Raw genomic sequence first — 20,527 nt, forward strand, 5'->3', positions numbered from 1 at the left:
ACGTCGGCATTCCGCCTCCCACAATTGGTCCAGACCACGTAGCGTCGTGAGGACCACGCTTCCCGGGAGGCCGTCAATGAGGACGACGATTCGCCGTATCCGCCGAGCGGTCACGCTGAGCGCGGCCGCGCTCCTGCTGCCCGCCACGGCGGTGCTCGCCGGTACGCACCTCGCGCACGCGGCGGCGGGCGGGCTGACGGCCGCGCCGTACTACATGCCGCTCGACAACGACCCGCAGGACATCGGCGCGGCGATCGCGGCCAGCGGGCAGAAGAGCTACATCCTCGCGTTCGTGCTGGCGCCCGACGGCGGCGGCTGCACGCCGGTGTGGGACGGCAACGCCGCCCAGCCGGTCGCTTCCGACACCGTGGTGGCGGGGAAGGTGGCCCAGATCCGCCAGGCGGGCGGCGACGTCTCGGTGTCCTTCGGCGGGTACAACGGCCGCGAGCTCGGCGCGGCCTGCCGGGACGCGGGCTCGCTCGCCGACGCGTACCAGCGGGTCATCACCAAGTACTCGCTCACCCACATCGACCTCGACATCGAGGGCGACGACCTCGGCGACGTCGCGGGCGAGACGAGGCGTTTCCAGGCGGTCAAGACGCTCAAGCAGCGCAACCCCGGCCTGCACGTCTCGCTCACCCTGCCGACCACCACGGTCGGGCTGTCCGGTCTCGGCAGGGACGAGATCCAGCGCGCCCGTGACCTCGGCGCGGAGATCGACCTCTACAAGATCATGGCCTTCGACTACGGCGGCCCCGGCGGCAGCATGGCCGCCGACGTCCAGAAGATCATGGCGCAGGTGCACGGGCAGCTCCGCGCGCTGCGGCCGGACCTCGACGACGCGGCCACCTACGCCCGCACCGGGCTGATCCTGATGAACGGGCACACCGACCAGCCCAGCGAGCTGTTCACCGCCGCCACCTTCCGCACCCTGCTCGGATACGCGCAACAGCACAGGCTCGGCCGGTTCTCGTTCTGGTCGCTCAACCGCGACCGCGAGTGCACCCGGCCCACCGGCTGGGTCGACGGCAAGTGCAGCAGCGTGTCCCAGCAGCCCTACGACTTCGCCAAGATCGTCGCGCAGTACCAGAGCTGACCTTTCCCGGCACTGAGATTTTCCCGCACTGACAAGGAGAACGATGTCCAGAAAGAGATGGCACCTGTTCGGACTGCTGGTGGCAGCGGGGGCGCTCGGCGCCGGGCTCGCGGTGGCCCCGGCGAGCGCCGCGGGCACGGTGACCGCGGCGTTCACCAAGGGCTCCGACTGGGGCGCCGGCTACGAAGGCAAATACACGATCAGCAACGGCTCCTCGGCGCCGGTCAGCTCGTGGACGGTCGAGTTCGACCTCGCCGCGGGCCAGAAGATCGCGTCGGTCTGGGACGGCAGCTACACCGCCAGCGGCCAGCACGTCACGGTCAAGAGCACCTGGAACGGCACCGTCGCCGCCGGCGCGTCGGTGAGCTTCGGCTTCAACGTCCAGTACTCCGGCACCTACAGCGCGCCCGGCGGTTGCAAGGTCAACGGCGCCGCGTGTGACGGCGGCACGACCCCGCCCACCACGAGCACCGCGCCGACCACGCCCACGACGAGCACCCCGCCGACGACCACCACCCCACCGGATCCCGGCGGGCTGAAGAACGTCGGTTACTTCGTGCAGTGGGGCGTCTACGGCCGCAACTACCACGTCAAGAACATCGAGACCAGCGGTTCGGCCTCGAAGCTGACGCACATCAACTACGCCTTCGGCAACGTCACCAACGGTTCGTGCTCCGCGAGGGACGACACCTACGCCGACTACGACAAGTTCTACGACGCCGGGTCCAGTGTGGACGGTGTGGCCGACACCTGGGACAACGGCGCGCTGCGCGGGAACTTCAACCAGCTCCGCAAGCTGAAGAAGATGCATCCCGGGCTCAAGGTGATCTGGTCCTTCGGCGGCTGGACCTGGTCCGGCGGCTTCGGCCAGGCGGCGAAGAACCCGGCGGCGTTCGCGGAGTCCTGCTACAACCTGCTCAAGGACCCGCGCTGGGCGGATATCTGGGACGGCATCGACATCGACTGGGAGTACCCGAACGCGTGCGGTCTCAGCTGTGACACCAGCGGTCCCGACGCCTACAAGAACCTGCTCGGCGCGTTGCGTTCGAAGTTCGGTTCCTCGTACCTGGTCACCTCGGCGATCACCGCGGACGCGAGCAACGGCGGCAAGATGGACGTGACCGACTACGGCGGCGCGGCGCAGTACCTCGACTGGTTCAACGTGATGACCTACGACTTCTTCGGCGGCTGGGACGCCAAGGGCCCGACGGCACCGCATTCGCCGCTGACGACCTACCCCGGCATCCCCAAGGACGGTTTCAACACCGACGCCGCCATCCAGAAGCTGAAGTCGAAGGGCGTCCCGGCGAACAAGCTGTTGCTGGGTGTCGGTTTCTACGGCCGCGGCTGGACCGGCGTCACCCAGGACGCGCCGGGCGGCACCGCCACCGGTCCCGCGCCCGGCACCTACGAGGCGGGCATCGAGGACTACAAGGTGCTCAAGAACAGCTGCCCGTCCACCGGCACCGTCGCGGGCACCGGGTACGCCAAGTGCGGGAGCAACTGGTGGAGCTACGACACCCCGGCGACGATCGGCGGCAAGACACGCTACGTGAAGGAACAGGGTCTCGGCGGCGCGTTCTTCTGGGAACTCACCGGCGACACCGCCAATGGCGAACTCATCAGCGCCCTCCGCGGCGGTCTGTCCTGAAAGGACACACGATGCGTAAGCGATTACTCGGAAAAGTGCGCTCCTCGATGAGCCTGGCGGCGACGGCCGCCGTCCTCGGCACCACTCTCGTCACGGCGCCCACCGCGTCGGCCGCCCCCGCCGCGGCCGGGCCCGCCGCGGCCGGGCCCGGCGCGCCCTACCTCTTCCTGGGCTGGGGCAACCCGCCGTCGGCGACGTCGGTGATGAACGCGACCGGGGTCAAGGCGTTCACCATGGCGTTCGTGCTGGCCTCCGGCGGGTGCAACCCCGCGTGGGACGGCCAGCGGCCGCTCGCCGGCGGCGTGGACGCGCGCACCATCAAGGCGATCCAGGGCGCGGGCGGGCAGGTCGTGCCGTCGGTCGGCGGCTGGAGCGGCAACAAGCTCGGCCCGAACTGCCCGGACGCGGCGTCACTGGCCGGCGCGTACCAGAAGGTGATCAGCGCCTACGGGCTCAGGGCGATCGACATCGACATCGAGAACACCGACGAGTTCGAGAACGCGACCGTGCAGGACCGCGTCCTCGGCGCGCTGAAGATCCTCAAGCAGCGCAACCCCGGCCTCCAGACGATCCTCACCTTCGGCACGACGACCTCCGGCCCGAACTCCTGGGGCAACCGGCTGGTCGAGCGGGCGAAGGCGCTCGACGCCGGGGTCGACGTGTTCACGCTCATGCCGTTCGACTTCGGCGGCGGCGCGGACATGTACGGCAACACCGTCAAGGCCGTGACGGCGCTGAAGGACAAGCTGAAGTCGGTGTTCGGCCTCTCGGACGCCGAGGCGTTCCGCCGCACCGGGATCTCCGGCATGAACGGGCTGTCCGACCAGCAGGAACTGACCAGCGTGGAGACCTGGACCCGGATCACCGGCTGGGCGAAGTCGAACGGGCTGGGCAGGCTGGCGTTCTGGGCGGTCAACCGCGACCGCCCCTGCCCGGGCGGCGGCGTGCAGTCGACCTGTAGCGGCATCGCGCAGAAAGACTGGGACTTCACCAGGGTGACCGCCGGATTCTGACCCGACTCTCTCCGGCCGGTCCGGGTGCCGGTGCCATCGCCCCACGATGGCACCGGCACCTTTTTCCACGGCTCAGGGTTCGAGCAGTCCGCGCCGGGCCGCCTGGAGCCCGGCCTGGAAGCGGGTCCGCGCGCCGAGCGCGTCCATCAGCCTGCGGACCCGGCGCTCCACGGTCCGCTGGGCGACGCCGAGTTTCCGCCCGATCGCCTGATCGGTCAGGCCCGCGGCGAGCAGGACGAGCAACCGCCGGTCCTCCTCCCCCGTCCCGGCGCGGCCGTTCTCCGGCCACAGCGGGCTCGCCCGCTCCCACAGCAGGTCGAACAACGCCACCAGGCCGCTCACCACGGTCGCCGAGGACACCACCACGGCCTGGTGCCCGCTCGCGGGCTCGGCGAAGACGAGCCCGAGGCGCCCGTCGGCGATCACCATCCGGACCGGCGGCGCGGGCAGCGTCCGCGCCTGCTCCCCCGCCTCCGGCTCGTGCGGCACCGGCCTGGCGGGCTCGCCCTGCTCGTAGAGCGTCCGGCTCCGCACCCCGCGGGCCCGCGCCTCCCGCTGGAGCTGGCGGTGCGCGTCCAGCGGCAGGACCGCGTCCGGCGACCGGCGGACCACGAGCAGGTCCGTCCTGGCGACCTGGTGCAGCTGCCGGTAACGCTGGGCCGCGGCGCCGCGGTCGCGGATCACCTGGCGGACCGGGCCCTGCTCCAGGCGCAGCCGCGCGCCGAAGGACGCGCCGGACAGCCGTGCCTGCTCGATCTCGGCCCGTCGCCGCTGGGCGAGGATCTCCACCGCGATGTCCGGCGGCGAGGCGACGATCAGCGCGGGACGGCCGGTCGTCCTGGTCAGCATTCCCTTGCCCGCCAGCGAGGCCACCAGCGGCCGCAGCCTGCTGGGCGTCATCCCGGTCAGCTCCGCCAACCGGGTGAAGGTGACCTCGGGATGACGCAGGAGGACCTCGTAGACCCGTTGCTCGGCGCCGCTGACGCCGAGACTCTCCAGCGTCATCGCCGTGCCCCTTCCGACGTTCAGCGCGCTGAACAAGCAACGGCCATCGTTGCCCGAAGGTCCAGACCAAAACAACCTTCGTCCGTAGGGGATCGGCCCAGCGGCGCTCCCGGCGCCGCTAGCGGTCCGCGGTGCGCACCGAATACGGTGGCACGGCACAGCCGCGCAGCGCCTGCTCGTCCATTGTGGACGGCCGGAGCCTGCCTTCGCGGAGCCGGTCCGCCGCGCGGCCTGCCGGATCGTCGATCCGGTCCGCCCGGCCGGACAGGAAAGCCCATTCGTGCTCGTCGGAGCCGTGGTACAGCACCGAGCCGAACACCGCGCGGAAACGCCGCCACGACGCGAGCAGGGTCTCGTTGCGCCACATCGTCGGGCACCCCGCCTGGCTGGTCACCACGCCGCCCTCGGCGAGCAGGCCCGCGCAGCGCGTCAGGAAGTCCGTGCCGTACAGGCGGTTGTGCTGGGCGTCCGGGTCGGCGTTCTCGTCGGGCAGGTCGATGACCACGACGTCGTAGCGTTCGCCCCGCTCGCTCGCCTCGGCCAGGAACTCCCAGCCGTCGCGGTAGTGCACCCGCACCGGGCCCTCGCCGCGTTCGGCGCGGTCCAGTTCGGCGGGCGTGTAGCCGTAGGGCAGGTGCTCGGCGCACGCCCGCACCGCCTGCTCGTCGATGTCCACGTGATCGACCAGCTCCGCGCCGGCGGCCAGCGCCAGCTCGCAGACCACGCCCTCGCTCGACCCGATGACCAGCACCCGGCGGACCCGCTCGGCCAGCAGCAGGGCGGGCACCATCAGCGCCTCGTGGTAGACGAGCTGGGTGGCCTCGGTGCTCTGCCGCTCGCCGTCGCAGAACAGCGAGACGCCCTGCGTGGTCCGTCCGATCAGGACGTCCTGGAACGCGGTGCGCCCGGCGTAGAGGACTTCGCCGACCTCCCAGGTCCGGCGCAACCCGGCACCGACCGGCTCGGTGATCTCGGTGACTTCGGTGACCTCGGGCATCTGGCGTTCCCCTCGCAGGACGGTGGACAGTTCGAGCGCGCTCGCGTCGAGCGCCTTGGCGAACAACCGGACGGCGTGCTCCGGGTCGGCGCGGTCCCCGCAGGTGAACACGTCGACGAACATCGCGCCGATCTCGGGATAGGTGTGCACCGACGCGTGCGACTCGGCGAGCATCGCGACCACGGTCACGCCCTGCGGCACGAAACGCTGGGCCACCACGTCGCACACCGTGGCACCCGCCTCGGTCACCGCGGCCGTCAGCAGCGCGCGCAGCCGGTCCGGATCGTCCAGCAGCGCGGCGTCGATCCCGCGCAGCTCGGCGAGCACGTGCCTGCCGGCGAACCGGCCGATCTCCCCCTCAGGCGGCATCGCCGTACCTCCCCACGCAGTAGGTCCGCAGTGGCTCGATGCCGTTGAAGGCGACCGACGAGTAACTGGCGGTGTAGGCACCGGCGGCGAGGATGTCGAACCGGTCGCCCGCCCGCAGCGACAGGGGCAGCTCGTACGCCGTGCGCTGGTAGAGGACGTCGTCGCCGTCGCAGGTGGGCCCGGCGAGGATCACCGGCCCCGACGGCCCGCCGCGCTCCTCCAGCGGCTCGAAGCGGTACGCGATCGCCTCGTTCTCCGCCTCGGCCAGTCCGTTGTAGCGGCCGACGTCGAGGTAGACCCACCGCCGTTCGTCCGTGGCGGAACGCCGCGCGACCAGCACGACCTCGGTGCGCAGGACCCCGGCCGCCGCGACGAGCACCCGGCCCGGCTCCATGGTCAGCTCGGGCGCGCCGTCCGGGAAGTGCGTGCGGAGCGCGTCGCCGATCTTCGCCGCGTACTCGGCGATCGCGGGGACCTCCGAGCGGTAGCCGACGGCGAACCCGCCCCCGATGTTCAGCCGGTCGAGCGTGACACCGGCCGCGGCGGCCTCCGCGAACAGCTTGGCCGCGGTCGCGATCCCGATCTCCCAGGCGGACGGGTCGGGCTGCTGCGAGCCGACGTGGAAGGCCAGCCCCGGCCGCAGGCCGAGCGCGGCGGCACGCAGCACGAGGTCGAGCGCGACCGAGGGCTCGCAGCCGAACTTGCGGCCGAACGGCGTCACCGAGTCCGGCGCGTCGAGCAGGACCCGGACCGACACCGCCGACCCCGGCGCGTGCCGGGCGAGGTTTTCGAGGTCGCTCTCGGCGTCGGTGGTGAACTCGCGTACTCCCCGCTCGTAGGCGAAGGCGATGTCCGCGGGCTTCTTGACCGTGTTCCCGTAGGCGAGCGCCGCCGGATCCGCGCCCCTGGCCAGGCACAGCCGGATCTCCGCGGGCGAGGCGACGTCGAAGCCCGCCCCGGCCGCGACCAGCGTGTCGAGCACCGGTGGCGCCGGGTTCGCCTTCACCGCGTACCGGATCCGCGCGGTGCCGAACGCGGCGGCGACCTCCGCCGCGCGCGCCGCGACCAGGTCGGTGTCGACGACGAGGCACGGTGTCGGCGGTTCGCGCTCGTCGAGGAAGCGGCGGATCCGGGTCAGGCTGGTCACCGCCCCAGCCTCTCAAGATGCCCCCGGACGGGTGAACACGGGCCCCGGGGGCACCGCTCGCTAGGCTGTAGGGGTGCCACGGCAGCCTCCGGAAAGCCATCCGGACATGACGTCCACGCCCGGTCACGACCCCATCCGGCCGCCCTTCGACATCGTGGCCCTGGCGTCCTCGGCCGGGGGCATCACCGCGCTCGGCCAGGTACTGGGCGGGCTCACCGACAGCCTGCCGGTGCCGGTGGTCGTCGTCCAGCACCTCGACCGCAGGCACCAGACCATCATCGCGGAGGTTCTCGCCCGCCGGGCCAAGCTCCCGGTGCAGCTGGCGCGCGACGGTGACGAGGCGGAGCCGGGGATGGTGTACATCGCACCCCCGGACAAACACCTGCTCGTGGAACCCGGCGGGCGGCTGACCCTGTCCAACAGCGAGCTCGTCCACTTCCTGCGGCCGTCCGCCGATCTGCTCTTCGAATCGGTCGCCGGAACCTACGGGCCGCGCGCGATCGCGTGCGTACTCACCGGCACCGGCAGCGACGGGACGATGGGCGTGTCCGCAGTCAAATCCCGTGGCGGTACGGTGATCGCCCAGGATCCGGAGACCGCCGAGTTCCGGGGCATGCCGGAGGCCGCCGTCGAGGTGGGCGCCGTCGACTTCGTCCTCCAGCTCGACGAGATCGCCCCTGTGCTTCGCGGGCTCGTCGAGGCGAGGAAGTCATGACCGACCAAGACCACAACGCCGTCGCCTCGAACGGTGAGGACACCGATCTGGAAGGCCTGCTCGCCTTCATCCGCGACTCCCGCGGCTTCGACTTCACCGGCTACAAGCGCACCAGCCTGACCCGCCGCGTCCGGAAACGGATGGCGGAGGTAGGCATCGACAGCTACACCGACTACCGCGACCGGCTGGAGAGCAGCAGCGAAGAGTTCGGGTTCCTGTTCAACACGATCCTGATCAACGTCACGAGCTTCTTCCGCGACACCGAGGCCTGGTCGGTCCTCCAGCGCGAAGTGGTGCCCGGCATTCTGGCGAACATCGAGTCCGGTGAGGAGATCCGGGTGTGGAGCGCGGGCTGCGCCAGCGGCGAGGAGGCCTACTCGCTGGCGATCCTGTTCGCCGAGGCACTGGGCATCCAGGAATGCGTGAAGCGGCTCAAGATCTACGGCACCGACGTCGACGAAGAAGCGTTACGCGACGCGCGGGCGGGGCTCTACTCGTCCAGGGCGCTGGAAGCACTGCCGGAGGAACTCCGGAACAAGTACTTCGAGCCGAACGGCATGCTCCACGCCTTCCGGCCCGACCTGCGCCGCCGGGTGATCTTCGGCCGCCACGACATCACCCGTGACGCGCCGATCTCCCGGCTGGATCTCCTGGTCTGCCGCAACACCCTGATGTACTTCAACGTCGAAGCGCAGACGCAGATCATCGACCGGTTCCACTTCGCGCTGCGCGAAGCGGCCTATCTGTTCCTCGGCAAGGCCGAAATGCTGCTGTCGAACGGTGACCGGTTCAAGGTCGTCAACATGCGGCAGCGGATCTTCCAGCGGCGTACCGGCGAGGCGGCCGCGATGTACCGCACCACCCCGGTGAAACTCGAGGCGGGAGTCACGATCGACCCCGACGAGGTCCGCAAGAAACGGCAGCTGCGCGAGCTGGCGCTGGAGAGCTCGCCCGTCGCGATGCTCGGCATCGACACCGACGGCACCGTCATCCTGGCGAACAGCCAGATGCGGTCGATGTTCGCTCTGACCACCCGCGACGTCGGCAGGCCGTTCCGCGATCTGGAGGTGTCCTACCGGCCGATCGAGCTGCGCTCGCTGATCGAGCAGGCCTACACCGAACACCGCGTGGTCCGCGTCGACTCCATCGAACGGCGGATCGACCCCAACGAGGTGCAGTACGTCGACATCCACATCCAGCCGTTGTGGGGCAGCGACTCGCGCGGGGCCGGCGTCATCGTCACCTTCCACGACTCGACGGCTATAACGCAGCTCCAGCGGAACGTCAAGCGGCAGCGAGAGGAACTGGAGACCGCCCGCGAGGAACTCCAGTCCACCAACGAGGAGTTGGAAACGACCAACGAAGAACTCCAGTCCAGCATCGAGGAACTGGAGACCACCAACGAAGAACTCCAGTCCACCAACGAAGAACTGGAGACCACCAACGAAGAACTCCAGTCCGGGAACGAGGAACTGGAGACGATGAACGAGGAGATGCGGGCCCGCACGGACGAACTCGACGAGGCACGGACGTTCCTGGAGGGCGTGCTCTCCAGTGTCGCCGCCGGTGTCGTGGTCGTGGACGCGGACCTGCTCGTCCGGAGCTGGAACAAGGGCGCCGAGGAGCTCTGGGGCCTGCGCTCGGACGAGGTGGTCGGCCAGTCGTTCTTCACCCTCGACTTCGGGCTGCCGACCGCGTCGCTGCGGGAGACCATCCAGCAGTGCACACAGGGCGGCAAACGGACGGACCCGCAGCAGATCGAGGCGGTCAACCGGATCGGGCGGCACATCACCTGCACGGTGACCTGTTCCCCGCTGGACTCCGAGAGCGACGGTGTGGTGCTCCTGATGGAGGAGACCTACCGGAGCTGATCCGCCCCGCGTGAGGGCCGCCGCCGCGGCGCCGCGCGGTCGGCGATGAGGTCGTATCCGGACAACGCCCCGCCGACCGCGGCCTTCGCCACCTCGTCGAGCAGCGTGTTGTGCCGCCGCGCATAGGCGCGGAGGAGGTCGAACGCCTCGGCGGGGAGCACACCCAGCCGGGTGGCGACCGCGCCCTTGGCCTGTTCGATGAGCACCCGGCTGGTGAGCGCGCGCTGAAGCTGGCTCGACGTCCGGGCTGTGTCCCGCAGCCTCCGGTTCTGCAGGATGCCGATCGTCGCCACGGAGGTCACGGCCCCCGCCGAGTTCCGCTCGTCCTCGGTGACCGCGCTGCCGACCGGGCTGAGCACACAGACGCTGCCGACCACGTCGTCGCGGCGCCGCAACGAAATCGTCGAGACCGCGACGAATCCGTGCTCCCGCGCGGCCGGGGCGTAGCGGGGCCATTTCGTGTCCGCGGCCGCGAGCACGTCGTTGACGAGGTCCTCGCCGTCACGGCGGTTGGAGGTACAGGGACCTTCGTCGAGTATCTCCTCCGCGGACAGCAACTCACCCAGCCGTGGCGTACTCGCCACGGTCGTGGTCACCGTGCCCGCGCGATCGGTCAGCTGGAGTCCCGTCTCCGCGGGATCGAGCAGCTCGCTCAGCCGCGCGGTGACGGTGTGGACGTAGTCGGCCTCGTCGAAGTCGGCGTCGAGCGTGTCCGACAGATCGACCAGGGCGTCGGCTATCCAGCGTTCCCGGTCGTTCAACACCCGGCCCTTCGATCGTCGCCAACAAGGCGGGTTCATATGCACGCCCCGGTTCTCGGAGTACTTTGAGAGCCGTGCCCGGGTTCGAGGCAACACACGCGGTCATCACCAGGCTATGGCTTGAAGTCGCCCGTGAACAGCGACGCACCGCCCGGGCGGCCGACCTCGCCTCGCACTATGAAAAACTTGCCAAGGAAAATCCCGTGGCGTTGCGGGATCTCCGGCAACGGATGGCGACTCTGCACCGCCGGACGGCGGAACGGCACCGAACCTCGGCCGAACTCCAGGCCTTGCACGCCACGAGGCTGGCCGCCTGGATCGACGAGAACAGCGTCGAACGGCAACCGGAATTCGCCACTTCCGTCGGAGCGGCGCTCGGCGACGCCAGCATCGTACTCACCCTGGTGAGCACGGACGACCAGGTCGCGTTGTCCACCGCGTCGGATGGCGACGCCACGGTCGCCCGCGACGCCGAGTTCGTCTCGGGGGAAGGACCCATCACGGACGCCGTCCGGACCTGCGCCGCTGTCACGGCCGCGGACGAGGTGCTCAGCACCCGGTGGCCGCACTACGCGCCGTCCGTACGCCGGGCCGGGGTGCGCGCCGTCCTCGCGGTGCCGCTGCGGCAGCCCATCAGCTGCGTCGGCGCGTTGTGCCTCCTGCGGCGGGGTCCCACCATCTCCCCCGCGCTCGCGACGGCCACGAACCGGGTCGCCGACGCGCTCGCGCGGACGGTACTGCTGCCGTCGTCACCGTTCCCGGACGACGACCCGCTGCGGCTGTTCGTCGAGTCCTCGTACCAGGACGTGGTCCACCAGGCGGCGGGCATGCTGTCGGTGCGCCATCGCTGCTCGCCCGACGACGCGGTGGCCCTGTTGCGGGCGCGGGCGTTCACCGAGGGGATCGCGGTGGACCGGCTGGCGCGGCGGGTGCTGCGCGGCGAAGTGTCGTTCGACTGACCGTCGCCGCACCGGGGATTCAGTCCAGCAGAGCCAGCTTGGCCAGTTCCTCGTCGAAGTCGAACCACCGCGACTCCTCGCCGACCGGGACCTTTTCGTAGGTGCGGTCGAGGAAGGCCGCCAGTTCCTGGGCCGGTGCCTCCAGTACCGCCGCGCCGTCCGGCGAGTTCAGCTCCACGACGGCCTTCGACCGGTCGGCGGCCGGGCTCACCCGCACGTCGCCTTCGCCGGTCGGCGCGAGCAGGCCGTCCGCGAGCAGGTCACGGCCGAAGATCCAGCGGACGATGTTCGCCCCGGCGTGGAGAACGGCGACGATCGCGTACGGGTCGTCGGTGTCGTGTTCCAGTTCGACCGGGACCGGCAGCGGGCTCGCCCCGAAGGTGCGGAGCCCGAACTCGATCCGCGCCCGGGTGACGCTGTGCGTTTCGGCCATGTGCGATGCACCCCATCTGTGTGCCACGGGAGGTTGTGTTGATCTTGCACTACACATAACGCACGGTGAGTCACTTTCGGATCCCCTGTGAAAACTTTTCACACGTTAGGGTCAGTGATCCGTCGTTCTTTCTCACCCACAGGCGACACTTTTATGACACCCGTCACAAGTTCGGGTAACTCAGATTGTCATGATCAGCAAGGCCGCGGCCACCACCTCGACCCCGCAGTAAAACCAGTTCGGACAGCCGCCGGTCCGCGTTCCGGCCAGCCGGGACACGACCCGGCCCAGTGCCATCCCGGCCAGCGCGGCCGCCACCGCGACGACGGCCCCGGTCCGGATGCCCCCGACGTCGAACACGGCCGCACCCAGCAGCGCGGCCATCGCGACGCCGAAGCCGCCGTAGACGGCCCGGATCTCCGAGACGGCTTCGGGCGCGCGAAGCTCGATGCCGAACGGCCGGACCAGCGCCGCGGGCGCCACCAGCCCCAGCACGCCCATACCCAGAAAGAACACCGCGACGGCCCCGACGATGATGTCCTCGGCCACGTACCCTCCTCGAAACCGGCAACGATCAGGAGGACACCGTGCCCGCCGTCCCCGCCCCGCCGCTTCCGGAAACGTGCTGCGCGACGCTGTGGCTCCGGCCGGGAGAGGCCCTGTACGCCGGGCCGTCGCTCGGGCTGGCCCGGCATTCCGGCTCGGTCTCGTGCCTCGCCGTCGGCGTGGACGGCGCGTTCACGGTCGAGACGGACGGCCGCGAACGCACCGTCCGCAGCGCGCTCGTCGCGGCGCGGACACCCCATCGGCTCGTGTCCGCCGGGCGCATGGTGTTCTGCTACTTCGATCCGGCGTCCGCCCGCGAACACGGCTGCCGCGCCGCGATGACCGCCGCCGAGGGCCCGGTCCACCACGGCCACGAGCACGAACCCGAGCTCGTCCACGCCGCCGGTGCGCTCTTCGCGCCCGGCACCGATCCGGAGCATTGGACAGAGCTGGTGAGTCCACTGCGGACGGTCACAGTGGACGAACGCGTTCTCCTTGCCACACGGCGGCTTCTGGCGCATCCGGACCGCACGCTCCCGGCCGCCGGGCTGGCGGCCGAGGCGGGCCTGTCCCCGTCACGGTTCCTGCACCTGTTCCGCGAGCACACCGGCACCAGCTTCCGCCGCTACCGCCTGTGGGCCCGCATGCTCCGCGCCGGCACGCTGCTGGCCGCGCGCCGCGGGCTTACCGAGGCCGCGGCCGACGCCGGGTTCGCGAGCCCGTCGCACCTCAGTGACAGTTTCCACGCCATGTTCGGGCTCCGGCCCAGCCGCCTGCTCGCCACCGGCGTCGCCATCCGCGTCCCCGAGGGCCCCGGTCACTCCTGGTCCAGTGCCAGATAGAGATCGACCCGGTCCGGGAACGACGCGAGATCCCGGCCGGTCAGCTCCGCGATCCGGCTGATCCGGTAGCGCAGGGTGTTCACGTGGACGTGCAGCTCGGCGGAGGTCTGTGTCCAGGATCCCGAGTTCCGCAGGAACGCCCGCAGCGTGTGGACCAGCTCGGACTTGTGCGCGGCGTCGTAGGCCAGCACCGGCCCGAGCACCCGGGCCCGGAACGAGCGCCGCAGCTCCTCCGGCACCGCGGCCAGCAGCACCGGATGCGACGCGACGTCGTCACCCGCCACCACGGTCGCCCGGCCGGGCGACAGCTCGGCGAGCTTGCGGGCGTGCCGCGCCTCGTGCAGTGCCGAGCGCAGCCCGGCCGCGTCGAGCGCCCGGCTCACGCCGACCGCCAGCCGCGCCGCCCCGAGCACGGGTTCCAGCGCCCGCACCGCGTCCCGCACCTCCTCGACGAGCGCGTCCGCCGCGCCGAATCCCGCGTCCGGGGGAAGCCGGGCGAGGCCGAAGGTCTCGCTGTCGAGATCGCCGACGGTCGCGCGGTCCCCGAGCGGGGCGAGCAGCTCCGCCAGCAGCACCGCGGCGAGGCCGGGGCCGCCGCCGTCCAGGCTCACCGACACCGCGCACACCGGGTCGGCGGGCGCGAGGCCCGCCTCGCCGAGGCGCGCGGCCACCTCGGCGGCGGTGGTGTGCTCCGCGAGCGCCAGCCGGAACAGCGGGACCGCCGCGCGGTCCTCCGCCCGCTTCGCCTCGTCGAGCCGGGTGCGTTCGAGACCGGCCAGGGTGGCCAGCTCCGCGGCCAGCTCTCGATCGACCGGCTCCCTGGCCTCGTGGTCGCCGTCGAGCACCAGGAACCAGCTGACCACGCGGTGACCCGCCCGCGCGGCGGCGGACAGCAGCGTCACCGGGCCCGCGTCCGTCCCGACGACCGCCGGGAGCCGGTCGGCCCGCAGGAAGCGACCGGCCAGCATCGCGCGGCGCTCCGCGTCGAGCACACCCGCCGGCCCGGCGATCACCCGCCCGGTGGCGGACAGCACCCAGCAGCGGGCACCCAGTTCCGCCGAGCCCGCGGCGAGCAGGCCGGCGACGCCGCCCCCGTCGGCCACCGCGGCCACCAGCCGCCGGTAGCGGTCGAGGAACGCGCCGGAGCCCTTGGCCTCGCCGCGTTCGGCCGCCAGCCACAGGATCGCCTGCTCGCTGATCGTGGCGAAGGAGACGTTCACCGGTACCTCGATCAGGGGTACCCGATGTTTGCGACAGGCCTGGACCACGTGCTCGGGCACCGGGCCACCGCCCCACTCCGCGGTGCCCGCGCCCAGCGCGGCGACGTCGGCCTCGGCGAGCGCGGCGACGAACGCCTCCGACTCGGCCGGGGTCTGCCACCACTCCATGCCGCTGAGCACCAGTTCCCCGCCGCTGAGGTACCGCCGCGGATCACGCAGCGTGGCGGTGAAGACCCGTTCGAAGCTCCGTTCGAGCTGGTCCTGCCCGACCAGCACGGTGAGCCCGAGCTGCTCGGCCGCCAAGAGGGCGCTCAGTCGCACCGTGCCTCCACCTCGTATCCGTCTTTGGAGGAAACCACGAAAACCTCGTCACCGCGCCCCTCCTCTTTCGGTGAATCCACCGCTGGCCCGCGGTGGAACACCAGTGTGTACTGCTTCACAGCCCGGAAATCCAGGGCGAATCGCGACGACGCGACGGGCGGGAGGCGACAGCACCATGAACGATGTCCGGCCGGGTGACACCCGCGAGGCACTCGCCTCGTTCCACGCCCTCCCCGGCGACGAGGCCGAGCGTGAGCTGCTCGCCTGCTGCGCCTCGCCGGTCTGGGCGGCCGCGCTCGCGGCGGGCCGTCCCTACCCCGGCCTCGACGCGGTGCTCAGTGCCTCGGACGCGGCACTGGCCGCGCTCGGCTGGGCCGAGATCGAGAAAGCGTTGTCCGCGCATCCGCGGATCGGCGAGCGGGCCACCGGCGCGGGCCGGGAGGCCGCGTGGTCGGCCCGGGAGCAGTCCGCCGCGAGCGCGGACGCCACCGCCCGCGCGGAACTCGCCGAGGCGAACGCCGCCTACGAGCGCGTCTTCGACCGCGTCTTCCTGATCTGCGCGAACGGGCTCCCGGCGGCCGAGATCCTCACCCGGCTGCGGGCCCGCCTCGGCAACGACGAACGGACCGAACGCGCGGTCGTCCGCGAGGAACTGCGCGCGATCGTCCGGCTGCGACTGGAAAGGTGGCTGTCTTGAGCCTGTCGACCCACGTACTGGACGCCGCGAAGGGCCGCCCCGCCGTGGGCGTTGCCGTCCGGCTCGAACGCGCCGACGGTCCGGAGTGGACACTGCTCGCCGAGGACCGGACGAACGCCGACGGCCGGATCACCGGCTGGTCCCCCGGGCCCGGCACGCACCGGCTGGTCTTCGACACCGGTGCCTACCTCGGCCAGGACGCCTTCTACCCGGAGGTCACCGTGACCTTCCGGATCGGCGACGAGGGCGAGCACTACCACGTCCCGCTGCTGCTGAGCCCGTTCGCCTACTCGACCTACCGCGGCAGCTGAGACCGTCCACTCCAGACAGACACCAGAGACGAGGAGTACCGAGCATGGCGATCGTTCTCGGCGGGAACCGGTACGGCAAGGCCGAGGTCCGGCTCGTGCGCATCGACCGGGACGGCGAGGAGCACGGGATCACCGACCTCACCGTCAGCGTCGCGCTGTCCGGCGACCTGGCCGACACGCACCTGCGCGGGACGAACGACAAGGTGCTGGCGACCGACACGCAGAAGAACACCGTGTACGCCTTCGCCCGTGACGGCATCGGGTCCATCGAGGACTTCGGGCTGCGGCTGGCCCGGCACTTCGTCGGTACCCAGCCGAGCATCCACTTCGCGCGGGTCGCCATCGAGCAGCACTCGTGGTCGCGGCTGAGCATCGACGGCGCTCCCGCGCGGCATTCGTTCGCCCGCACCGGCGACGGCACCCGCACCGCCGTGGTGAGCCACGACGGGGAGCGTTCGTGGGTGCTGTCCGGGATCACCGACCTCACCGTGCTCAACTCGACCGACTCCGAGTTCTGGGGCTTCCCCCGCGACGAGTACACGACGCTGGCCGAGACCAAGGACCGCATCCTCGCCACCGCGGTGAACGCGTCCTGGCGGCACGCCGCGGCCGGGGACACCGACTGGGAAGCGAGCTTCCGCACCGCCAGGACCGGGCTGCTGGAGGCGTTCGCGGGGACCTACAGTTTTTCGCTCCAGCAGACGCTATACGCCATGGGAGAGCGGGTACTCCAGCGGGTCCCCGGCGTCGCCGAGGTCCGGCTGAGCCTGCCGAACAAGCACCACTTCCTCACCGACCTGAGCCCGTTCGGCCTGGACAACCCCGGCGAGGTGTTCTACGCGGCGGACCGCCCGTACGGGCTCATCGAGGGCACCGTGCTGCGCGACGACGCGCCGCCCGCCGGCCCGGCCTGGGACTGAGGGGGAAACCACCATGGACTTCCTGCGTCCCGGCACCCTCGCCGAGGCCATCGAGGCCAAGGCCGCGCACCCCGAGGCGGTCCCGATCGCGGGCGGCACCGACGTCATGGTCGAGCTGAACTTCGACCACCGGCGACCGGCCGCGCTGCTCGACCTCAACCGCGTCGCCGAGCTGCACGAGCACGGCCGCCAGGACGGCCGGATCCGGATCGGCGCCGCGGTCCCCTACACCCGGATCATCACCGAGCTGGGCGCGGACCTGCCCGGGCTGGCGATGGCCGCGCGCACGGTCGGCTCGCCGCAGATCCGCAACCGGGGCAGCGTCGGCGGGAACCTCGGCGCCGCGTCCCCGGCGGGCGACTCCCATCCCGCGCTGCTCGCCGCGGACGCCGACGTCGAGATCTCCTCGGCGCGCGGCTCCCGGATCGTGGCGGCGAAGGACTTCTACCTCGGGGTGAAGCGGAACGTGCTCGAACCCGACGAGCTGATCACCGCGGTCCACCTCGCGCCCGCCGAAGGGCCGCAGCAGTTCAGCAAGGTCGGCACCCGCAACGCCATGGTCATCGCGGTGTGCGCGTTCGGGCTGGCCCTGCACCCCGCCCGGCGCCACGCCGGGACCGGGCTCGGCTCGGCCGCGCCGACGCCCCGCGCGGCGACCGCCGCCGAACAGTTCCTCGACGGCGAACTGGACTGGGACTCGCCGAAGCCGCTCGCGGACTCGGTGCTGCGCCGGTTCGGCGAGCTGGTGGCCGGGGCCGCGGACCCGATCGACGACGTCCGGGGCAGCGCCGCCTACCGCAGGCACGCGCTGTCCGTACTCGCCCGCCGCACCCTCGGCTGGGCCTGGTCCGACTACATCCGAGGAGGACGGACATGCGCGTGAACCTGACCGTCAACGGCGAACGCCGCGAAGCCGACGACGTCTGGGAGGGCGAAAGCCTGCTCTACGTGCTGCGGGAGCGACTGGGCCTCCCCGGCTCGAAGAACGCCTGTGAGCAGGGCGAATGCGGCTCGTGCACGGTGTACCTCGACGGCGTCCCGGCCTGCGCGTGCCTGGTCGCGGCCGGGCAGGTCGAGGGCCGCGAGGTGCGCACGGTCGAGGGACTCGCCGACGGCGACCGGCTCGACGTGATCCAGGAGTCCTTTGTGGAAACCGGTGCCGTCCAATGTGGATTCTGCACGCCCGGCCTGCTGGTCGCCGCGCACGATCTGATCGCGCGCAACCCCGAGCCGAGCGACCCGGAGATCCGGGAGGCGCTCGCCGGGAACCTGTGCCGCTGCACCGGATACGAGAAGATCATGGACGCGGTCCGGCTCGCCGCCGCCCGCCGCAGGGACGAGGAGGCGCTCCGATGAGCGCACCCGCCCGCTCCCCGCAGGACCTGTCCGACACCATCTCCGGTGGCGTCGGCGACAGCCCGCTGCGGCCGGACGGAACGCTGAAGGTCCGCGGCGAGTTCGCCTACGCCTCCGACCTGTGGCACGAGAACATGCTGTGGGGCGCCACCTTGCGCAGCCCGCACCCGCACGCGCGTGTCCTCGCGATCGACGTGTCCGCCGCGCTGGCCGAGCCCGGTGTGCACGCGGTGCTGACCCACGAGGACGTCCCCGGCGAAAACGCTTACGGGCTCAAGCACCGGGACACCCCGGTGCTCGCGGAAGATCTCGTGCGCTACCAAGGAGAACCGGTCGCGCTGATCGCCGCCGACCATCCGGAGATCGCCCGGCAGGCGCTGAAGAAGATCCACGTCGAGTACGAGGTCCTCGAACCGGTCACCGATCCGGAGCGCGCCGCGCACGACGAGACCCTGCCGAAGCTGCACCCCGGCGGGAACCTGGTGCGCCACCAGCGGATCGTCAAGGGCGACCCGGCGGCGAAGGCGGACGTCGTGGTCTCCGGGGTGTACGAGATCGGCATGCAGGACCAGGCCTTTCTCGGGCCGGAGGCGGGGCTCGCCGTGCCGGACGAGGACGGCGGCGTCGACCTCTACCTCGCGACGCAGTGGCTGCACGTCGACCAGAAGCAGACCGCGCACGCGCTCGGGCTGCCGCCGGAGAAGGTGCGGCTGACGCTGTCGGGCGTCGGCGGCGCGTTCGGCGGCCGGGAGGACCTGAGCATGCAGGTCCACTCGTGCATGCTCGCGCTGCGGACCGGGCGCCCGGTGAAGATGTCGTACAACCGCGAGGAATCCTTCTTCGGCCACGTACACCGGCATCCCGCGCGGATGTACTACGAGCACGGCGCGACCCGCGAGGGCGAGCTGGTCTACGTCCGGGCGAGGCTGTACTTCGACGGCGGTGCCTACGCCTCCAAGACCCCGGTCGTGGTCGGCAACGGCACGACGTTGAGCGTCGGCCCGTACAACGTGCCCAACGCGCACATCGAGGGCTGGGGCGTCTACAGCAACAACCCGACCTGCGGCGCGATGCGCGGGCTCGGCGCGGTCCAGCCGACCTACGCCTACGAGTCCCAGATGGACAAACTCGCGGCGGCACTCGGAATGGACCCGGCCGAGCTGCGGATCCGCAACGCGCTGAGCGAAGGGTCGACAACCGTCACCGGCCAGGTCGTCGACTTTCCCGCGCCGGTCGGCGAACTCGTCCAGCGGGTCCGGGATCTGCCGCTGCCGCCGGAAAACGACGACGCCGACATCCTGCGGTTGCCCGGTGGCGCGGCGAACACCACGCACGGCGAGGGCGTGGTCCGCGGTGTCGGCTACGGCGTGACCATCAAGAACATCTCCTACGCCGAAGGGCTCGACGACTACTCGACCGCCCGGGTGCGGCTGGAGGTGCTCGGTGGCGAGCCGGTCGCGCTGGTGCACACCGCCGCGGCCGAGGTCGGCCAGGGACTGGTCACCGTGCAGCAGCAGATCGCGCGCACCGAACTCGGCGTCCAGCGGGTCACCCTGCACCCGCACGACACGAGCGTCGGCGACGCCGGGTCCAGTTCGGCGTCGCGGCAGACCTACGTCACCGGCGGCGCGGTGCGCAACGCCTGCCTCGCGGTGGCCGAGCGGGTGTACGCGCTGGCCGCGCGGCGGCTCGGCGTGTCCCCGGACGGGCTGGGCCTGAGCGGGGGCAAGCTGACCGCCGCCGACGGCGCCGTGCTGGCCGACCTCGCCGAACTGCTCGGCGACGAGGTCGTCGAGGAGACGCGGGAATACCACCACCGCAGGACATATCCGCTCGATCCCGAGACCGGGCAGGGCAACGCGCACGTCCAGTACGGCTTCTCCGCGCACCGCGCCGTGGTGGACGTGGACACCGAACTCGGCCTGATCAAGGTCGTCCAGCTGGACTGCGCGCAGGACGTCGGCAAGGCCGTCAACCCGGACGCGGTGCTCGGCCAGATCCACGGCGGGTCCGCGCAGGGCCTCGGACTGGCCGTGATGGAGGAGATCCAGGTCTCCGGCGGCGTCGTGCGCAACCCGTCGTTCACCGACTACCTCATCCCGACCATCCTCGACATGCCACCGATGACGGTGGACGTGCTGGAGCGCCCCGACCCGCACGCGCCCTACGGCGTCCGCGGTGTCGGCGAGCCCCCGACGATCTCGGCCACCCCGGCCATCGCGAACGCGATCCGGGCGGCCACCGGGCTGGCGCTGCCCCGCGTCCCGGTCAAACCCGAGCACATCACCGGCACCTGA

The 20,527-nt window shown here is 71.3% G+C and carries 20 protein-coding genes and 1 pseudogene; 13 read left to right on the forward strand and 8 right to left on the reverse strand.

Going from position 1 to position 20,527, the window contains the following annotated elements; all coding sequences use genetic code 11:
- Window positions 1-76: 76 nt before the first annotated feature.
- Genes ABD987_RS33015 through ABD987_RS33025 form a run of 3 tightly spaced genes read left to right on the forward strand, consistent with a single transcriptional unit; the run spans window position 77 to window position 3,760 of the window.
- Complete coding sequence (locus ABD987_RS33015) at window positions 77-1,096, forward strand: chitinase (RefSeq protein WP_345403104.1); 1,020 nt, start codon at window positions 77-79, stop codon at window positions 1,094-1,096.
- 43 nt (window positions 1,097-1,139) lie between these two features.
- Entirely contained in the window at window positions 1,140-2,747 is a 1,608-nt protein-coding gene (locus tag ABD987_RS33020; protein ID WP_345403107.1) for a glycosyl hydrolase family 18 protein, read from the forward strand.
- Between the two features lie 11 nt (window positions 2,748-2,758).
- A complete protein-coding gene (locus ABD987_RS33025) occupies window positions 2,759-3,760 on the forward strand; it encodes a chitinase (RefSeq protein ID WP_378214225.1) in 1,002 nt (333 codons plus the stop codon).
- 72 nt (window positions 3,761-3,832) lie between these two features.
- Here ABD987_RS33025 and ABD987_RS33030 read toward each other — a convergent pair whose 3' ends face one another.
- The 4 genes and pseudogenes from ABD987_RS33030 to ABD987_RS33045 form a co-directional block, all read right to left on the reverse strand.
- Window positions 3,833-4,765 carry a helix-turn-helix transcriptional regulator gene (locus ABD987_RS33030; protein WP_345403110.1) on the reverse strand — a complete coding sequence of 311 codons (933 nt, stop codon included), beginning with the start codon at window positions 4,763-4,765 and terminating at the stop codon, window positions 3,833-3,835.
- Window positions 4,766-4,883: 118 nt separating this feature from the next.
- Window positions 4,884-5,762, reverse strand: a complete 879-nt coding sequence (locus tag ABD987_RS33035) for a spermine/spermidine synthase domain-containing protein (RefSeq protein ID WP_345403292.1) — start codon at window positions 5,760-5,762, stop codon at window positions 4,884-4,886.
- A 3-nt stretch (window positions 5,763-5,765) separates the two neighbouring features.
- A pseudogene (gene speD / locus ABD987_RS33040) lies at window positions 5,766-6,131 on the reverse strand (adenosylmethionine decarboxylase); the annotation flags it as partial.
- Window positions 6,121-7,278 (reverse strand): type III PLP-dependent enzyme, encoded by a 1,158-nt coding sequence (locus ABD987_RS33045; protein ID WP_345403113.1) that lies wholly within the window; start codon window positions 7,276-7,278, stop codon window positions 6,121-6,123. The gene ABD987_RS33045 and the pseudogene speD, both read right to left, overlap by 11 nt.
- Window positions 7,279-7,351: 73 nt before the next feature.
- Between ABD987_RS33045 and ABD987_RS33050 the strand changes: the two genes are divergently transcribed.
- Together ABD987_RS33050 and ABD987_RS33055 are read left to right on the forward strand one after the other, a co-directional pair.
- Complete coding sequence (locus ABD987_RS33050) at window positions 7,352-7,993, forward strand: chemotaxis protein CheB (protein WP_345403116.1); 642 nt, start codon at window positions 7,352-7,354, stop codon at window positions 7,991-7,993.
- Window positions 7,990-9,864 (forward strand): CheR family methyltransferase, encoded by a 1,875-nt coding sequence (locus ABD987_RS33055; protein WP_345403119.1) that lies wholly within the window; start codon window positions 7,990-7,992, stop codon window positions 9,862-9,864. Before ABD987_RS33050 ends, ABD987_RS33055 begins: the two co-directional genes overlap by 4 nt.
- Here ABD987_RS33055 and ABD987_RS33060 read toward each other — a convergent pair.
- A complete protein-coding gene (locus ABD987_RS33060) occupies window positions 9,852-10,625 on the reverse strand; it encodes an ANTAR domain-containing protein (protein ID WP_345403122.1) in 774 nt (257 codons plus the stop codon). The two genes, ABD987_RS33055 and ABD987_RS33060, sit on opposite strands and share 13 nt — an antisense overlap.
- 203 nt (window positions 10,626-10,828) lie before the next feature.
- Between ABD987_RS33060 and ABD987_RS33065 the strand changes: the two genes are divergently transcribed.
- Complete coding sequence (locus tag ABD987_RS33065; RefSeq protein ID WP_345403125.1) at window positions 10,829-11,584, forward strand: GAF and ANTAR domain-containing protein; 756 nt, start codon at window positions 10,829-10,831, stop codon at window positions 11,582-11,584.
- A 19-nt stretch (window positions 11,585-11,603) separates the two neighbouring features.
- Here ABD987_RS33065 and ABD987_RS33070 read toward each other — a convergent pair whose 3' ends face one another.
- Window positions 11,604-12,017 carry an SsgA family sporulation/cell division regulator gene (locus ABD987_RS33070; protein WP_345403128.1) on the reverse strand — a complete coding sequence of 138 codons (414 nt, stop codon included), beginning with the start codon at window positions 12,015-12,017 and terminating at the stop codon, window positions 11,604-11,606.
- A 180-nt stretch (window positions 12,018-12,197) separates the two neighbouring features.
- Window positions 12,198-12,566 (reverse strand): DUF4345 family protein, encoded by a 369-nt coding sequence (locus tag ABD987_RS33075; RefSeq protein WP_345403131.1) that lies wholly within the window; start codon window positions 12,564-12,566, stop codon window positions 12,198-12,200.
- 38 nt (window positions 12,567-12,604) lie between these two features.
- Between ABD987_RS33075 and ABD987_RS33080 the strand changes: the two genes are divergently transcribed.
- Window positions 12,605-13,405 carry a helix-turn-helix domain-containing protein gene (locus ABD987_RS33080; protein ID WP_345403134.1) on the forward strand — a complete coding sequence of 267 codons (801 nt, stop codon included), beginning with the start codon at window positions 12,605-12,607 and terminating at the stop codon, window positions 13,403-13,405.
- Here ABD987_RS33080 and ABD987_RS33085 read toward each other — a convergent pair.
- Window positions 13,381-14,946, reverse strand: coding sequence for a helix-turn-helix domain-containing protein (locus tag ABD987_RS33085; protein WP_345403137.1), 1,566 nt, complete (start codon window positions 14,944-14,946; stop codon window positions 13,381-13,383). The two genes, ABD987_RS33080 and ABD987_RS33085, sit on opposite strands and share 25 nt — an antisense overlap.
- 175 nt (window positions 14,947-15,121) lie before the next feature.
- Here ABD987_RS33085 and uraD point away from each other — a divergent pair, with 175 nt between their 5' ends.
- The 6 genes from uraD to pucD are packed head-to-tail and all read left to right on the forward strand — an operon-like array spanning window position 15,122 to window position 20,527.
- Window positions 15,122-15,643 carry a 2-oxo-4-hydroxy-4-carboxy-5-ureidoimidazoline decarboxylase gene (uraD, locus tag ABD987_RS33090; RefSeq protein WP_345403140.1) on the forward strand — a complete coding sequence of 174 codons (522 nt, stop codon included), beginning with the start codon at window positions 15,122-15,124 and terminating at the stop codon, window positions 15,641-15,643.
- Window positions 15,644-15,645: 2 nt separating this feature from the next.
- Window positions 15,646-15,954, forward strand: coding sequence for a hydroxyisourate hydrolase (gene uraH / locus ABD987_RS33095; protein ID WP_378214230.1), 309 nt, complete (start codon window positions 15,646-15,648; stop codon window positions 15,952-15,954).
- Window positions 15,955-15,998: 44 nt separating this feature from the next.
- A complete protein-coding gene (gene pucL, locus ABD987_RS33100) occupies window positions 15,999-16,874 on the forward strand; it encodes a factor-independent urate hydroxylase (protein ID WP_345403146.1) in 876 nt (291 codons plus the stop codon).
- Window positions 16,875-16,887: 13 nt separating this feature from the next.
- Entirely contained in the window at window positions 16,888-17,757 is an 870-nt protein-coding gene (locus tag ABD987_RS33105; protein ID WP_345403149.1) for an FAD binding domain-containing protein, read from the forward strand.
- Complete coding sequence (locus ABD987_RS33110; RefSeq protein WP_345403152.1) at window positions 17,748-18,230, forward strand: (2Fe-2S)-binding protein; 483 nt, start codon at window positions 17,748-17,750, stop codon at window positions 18,228-18,230. Before ABD987_RS33105 ends, ABD987_RS33110 begins: the two co-directional genes overlap by 10 nt.
- A complete protein-coding gene (pucD, locus tag ABD987_RS33115; RefSeq protein WP_345403155.1) occupies window positions 18,227-20,527 on the forward strand; it encodes a xanthine dehydrogenase subunit D in 2,301 nt (766 codons plus the stop codon). The genes ABD987_RS33110 and pucD overlap by 4 nt, the downstream gene beginning before the upstream one ends.

This window comes from Amycolatopsis samaneae, from assembly GCF_039541975.1.
GTDB lineage: Bacteria > Actinomycetota > Actinomycetes > Mycobacteriales > Pseudonocardiaceae > Amycolatopsis > Amycolatopsis samaneae.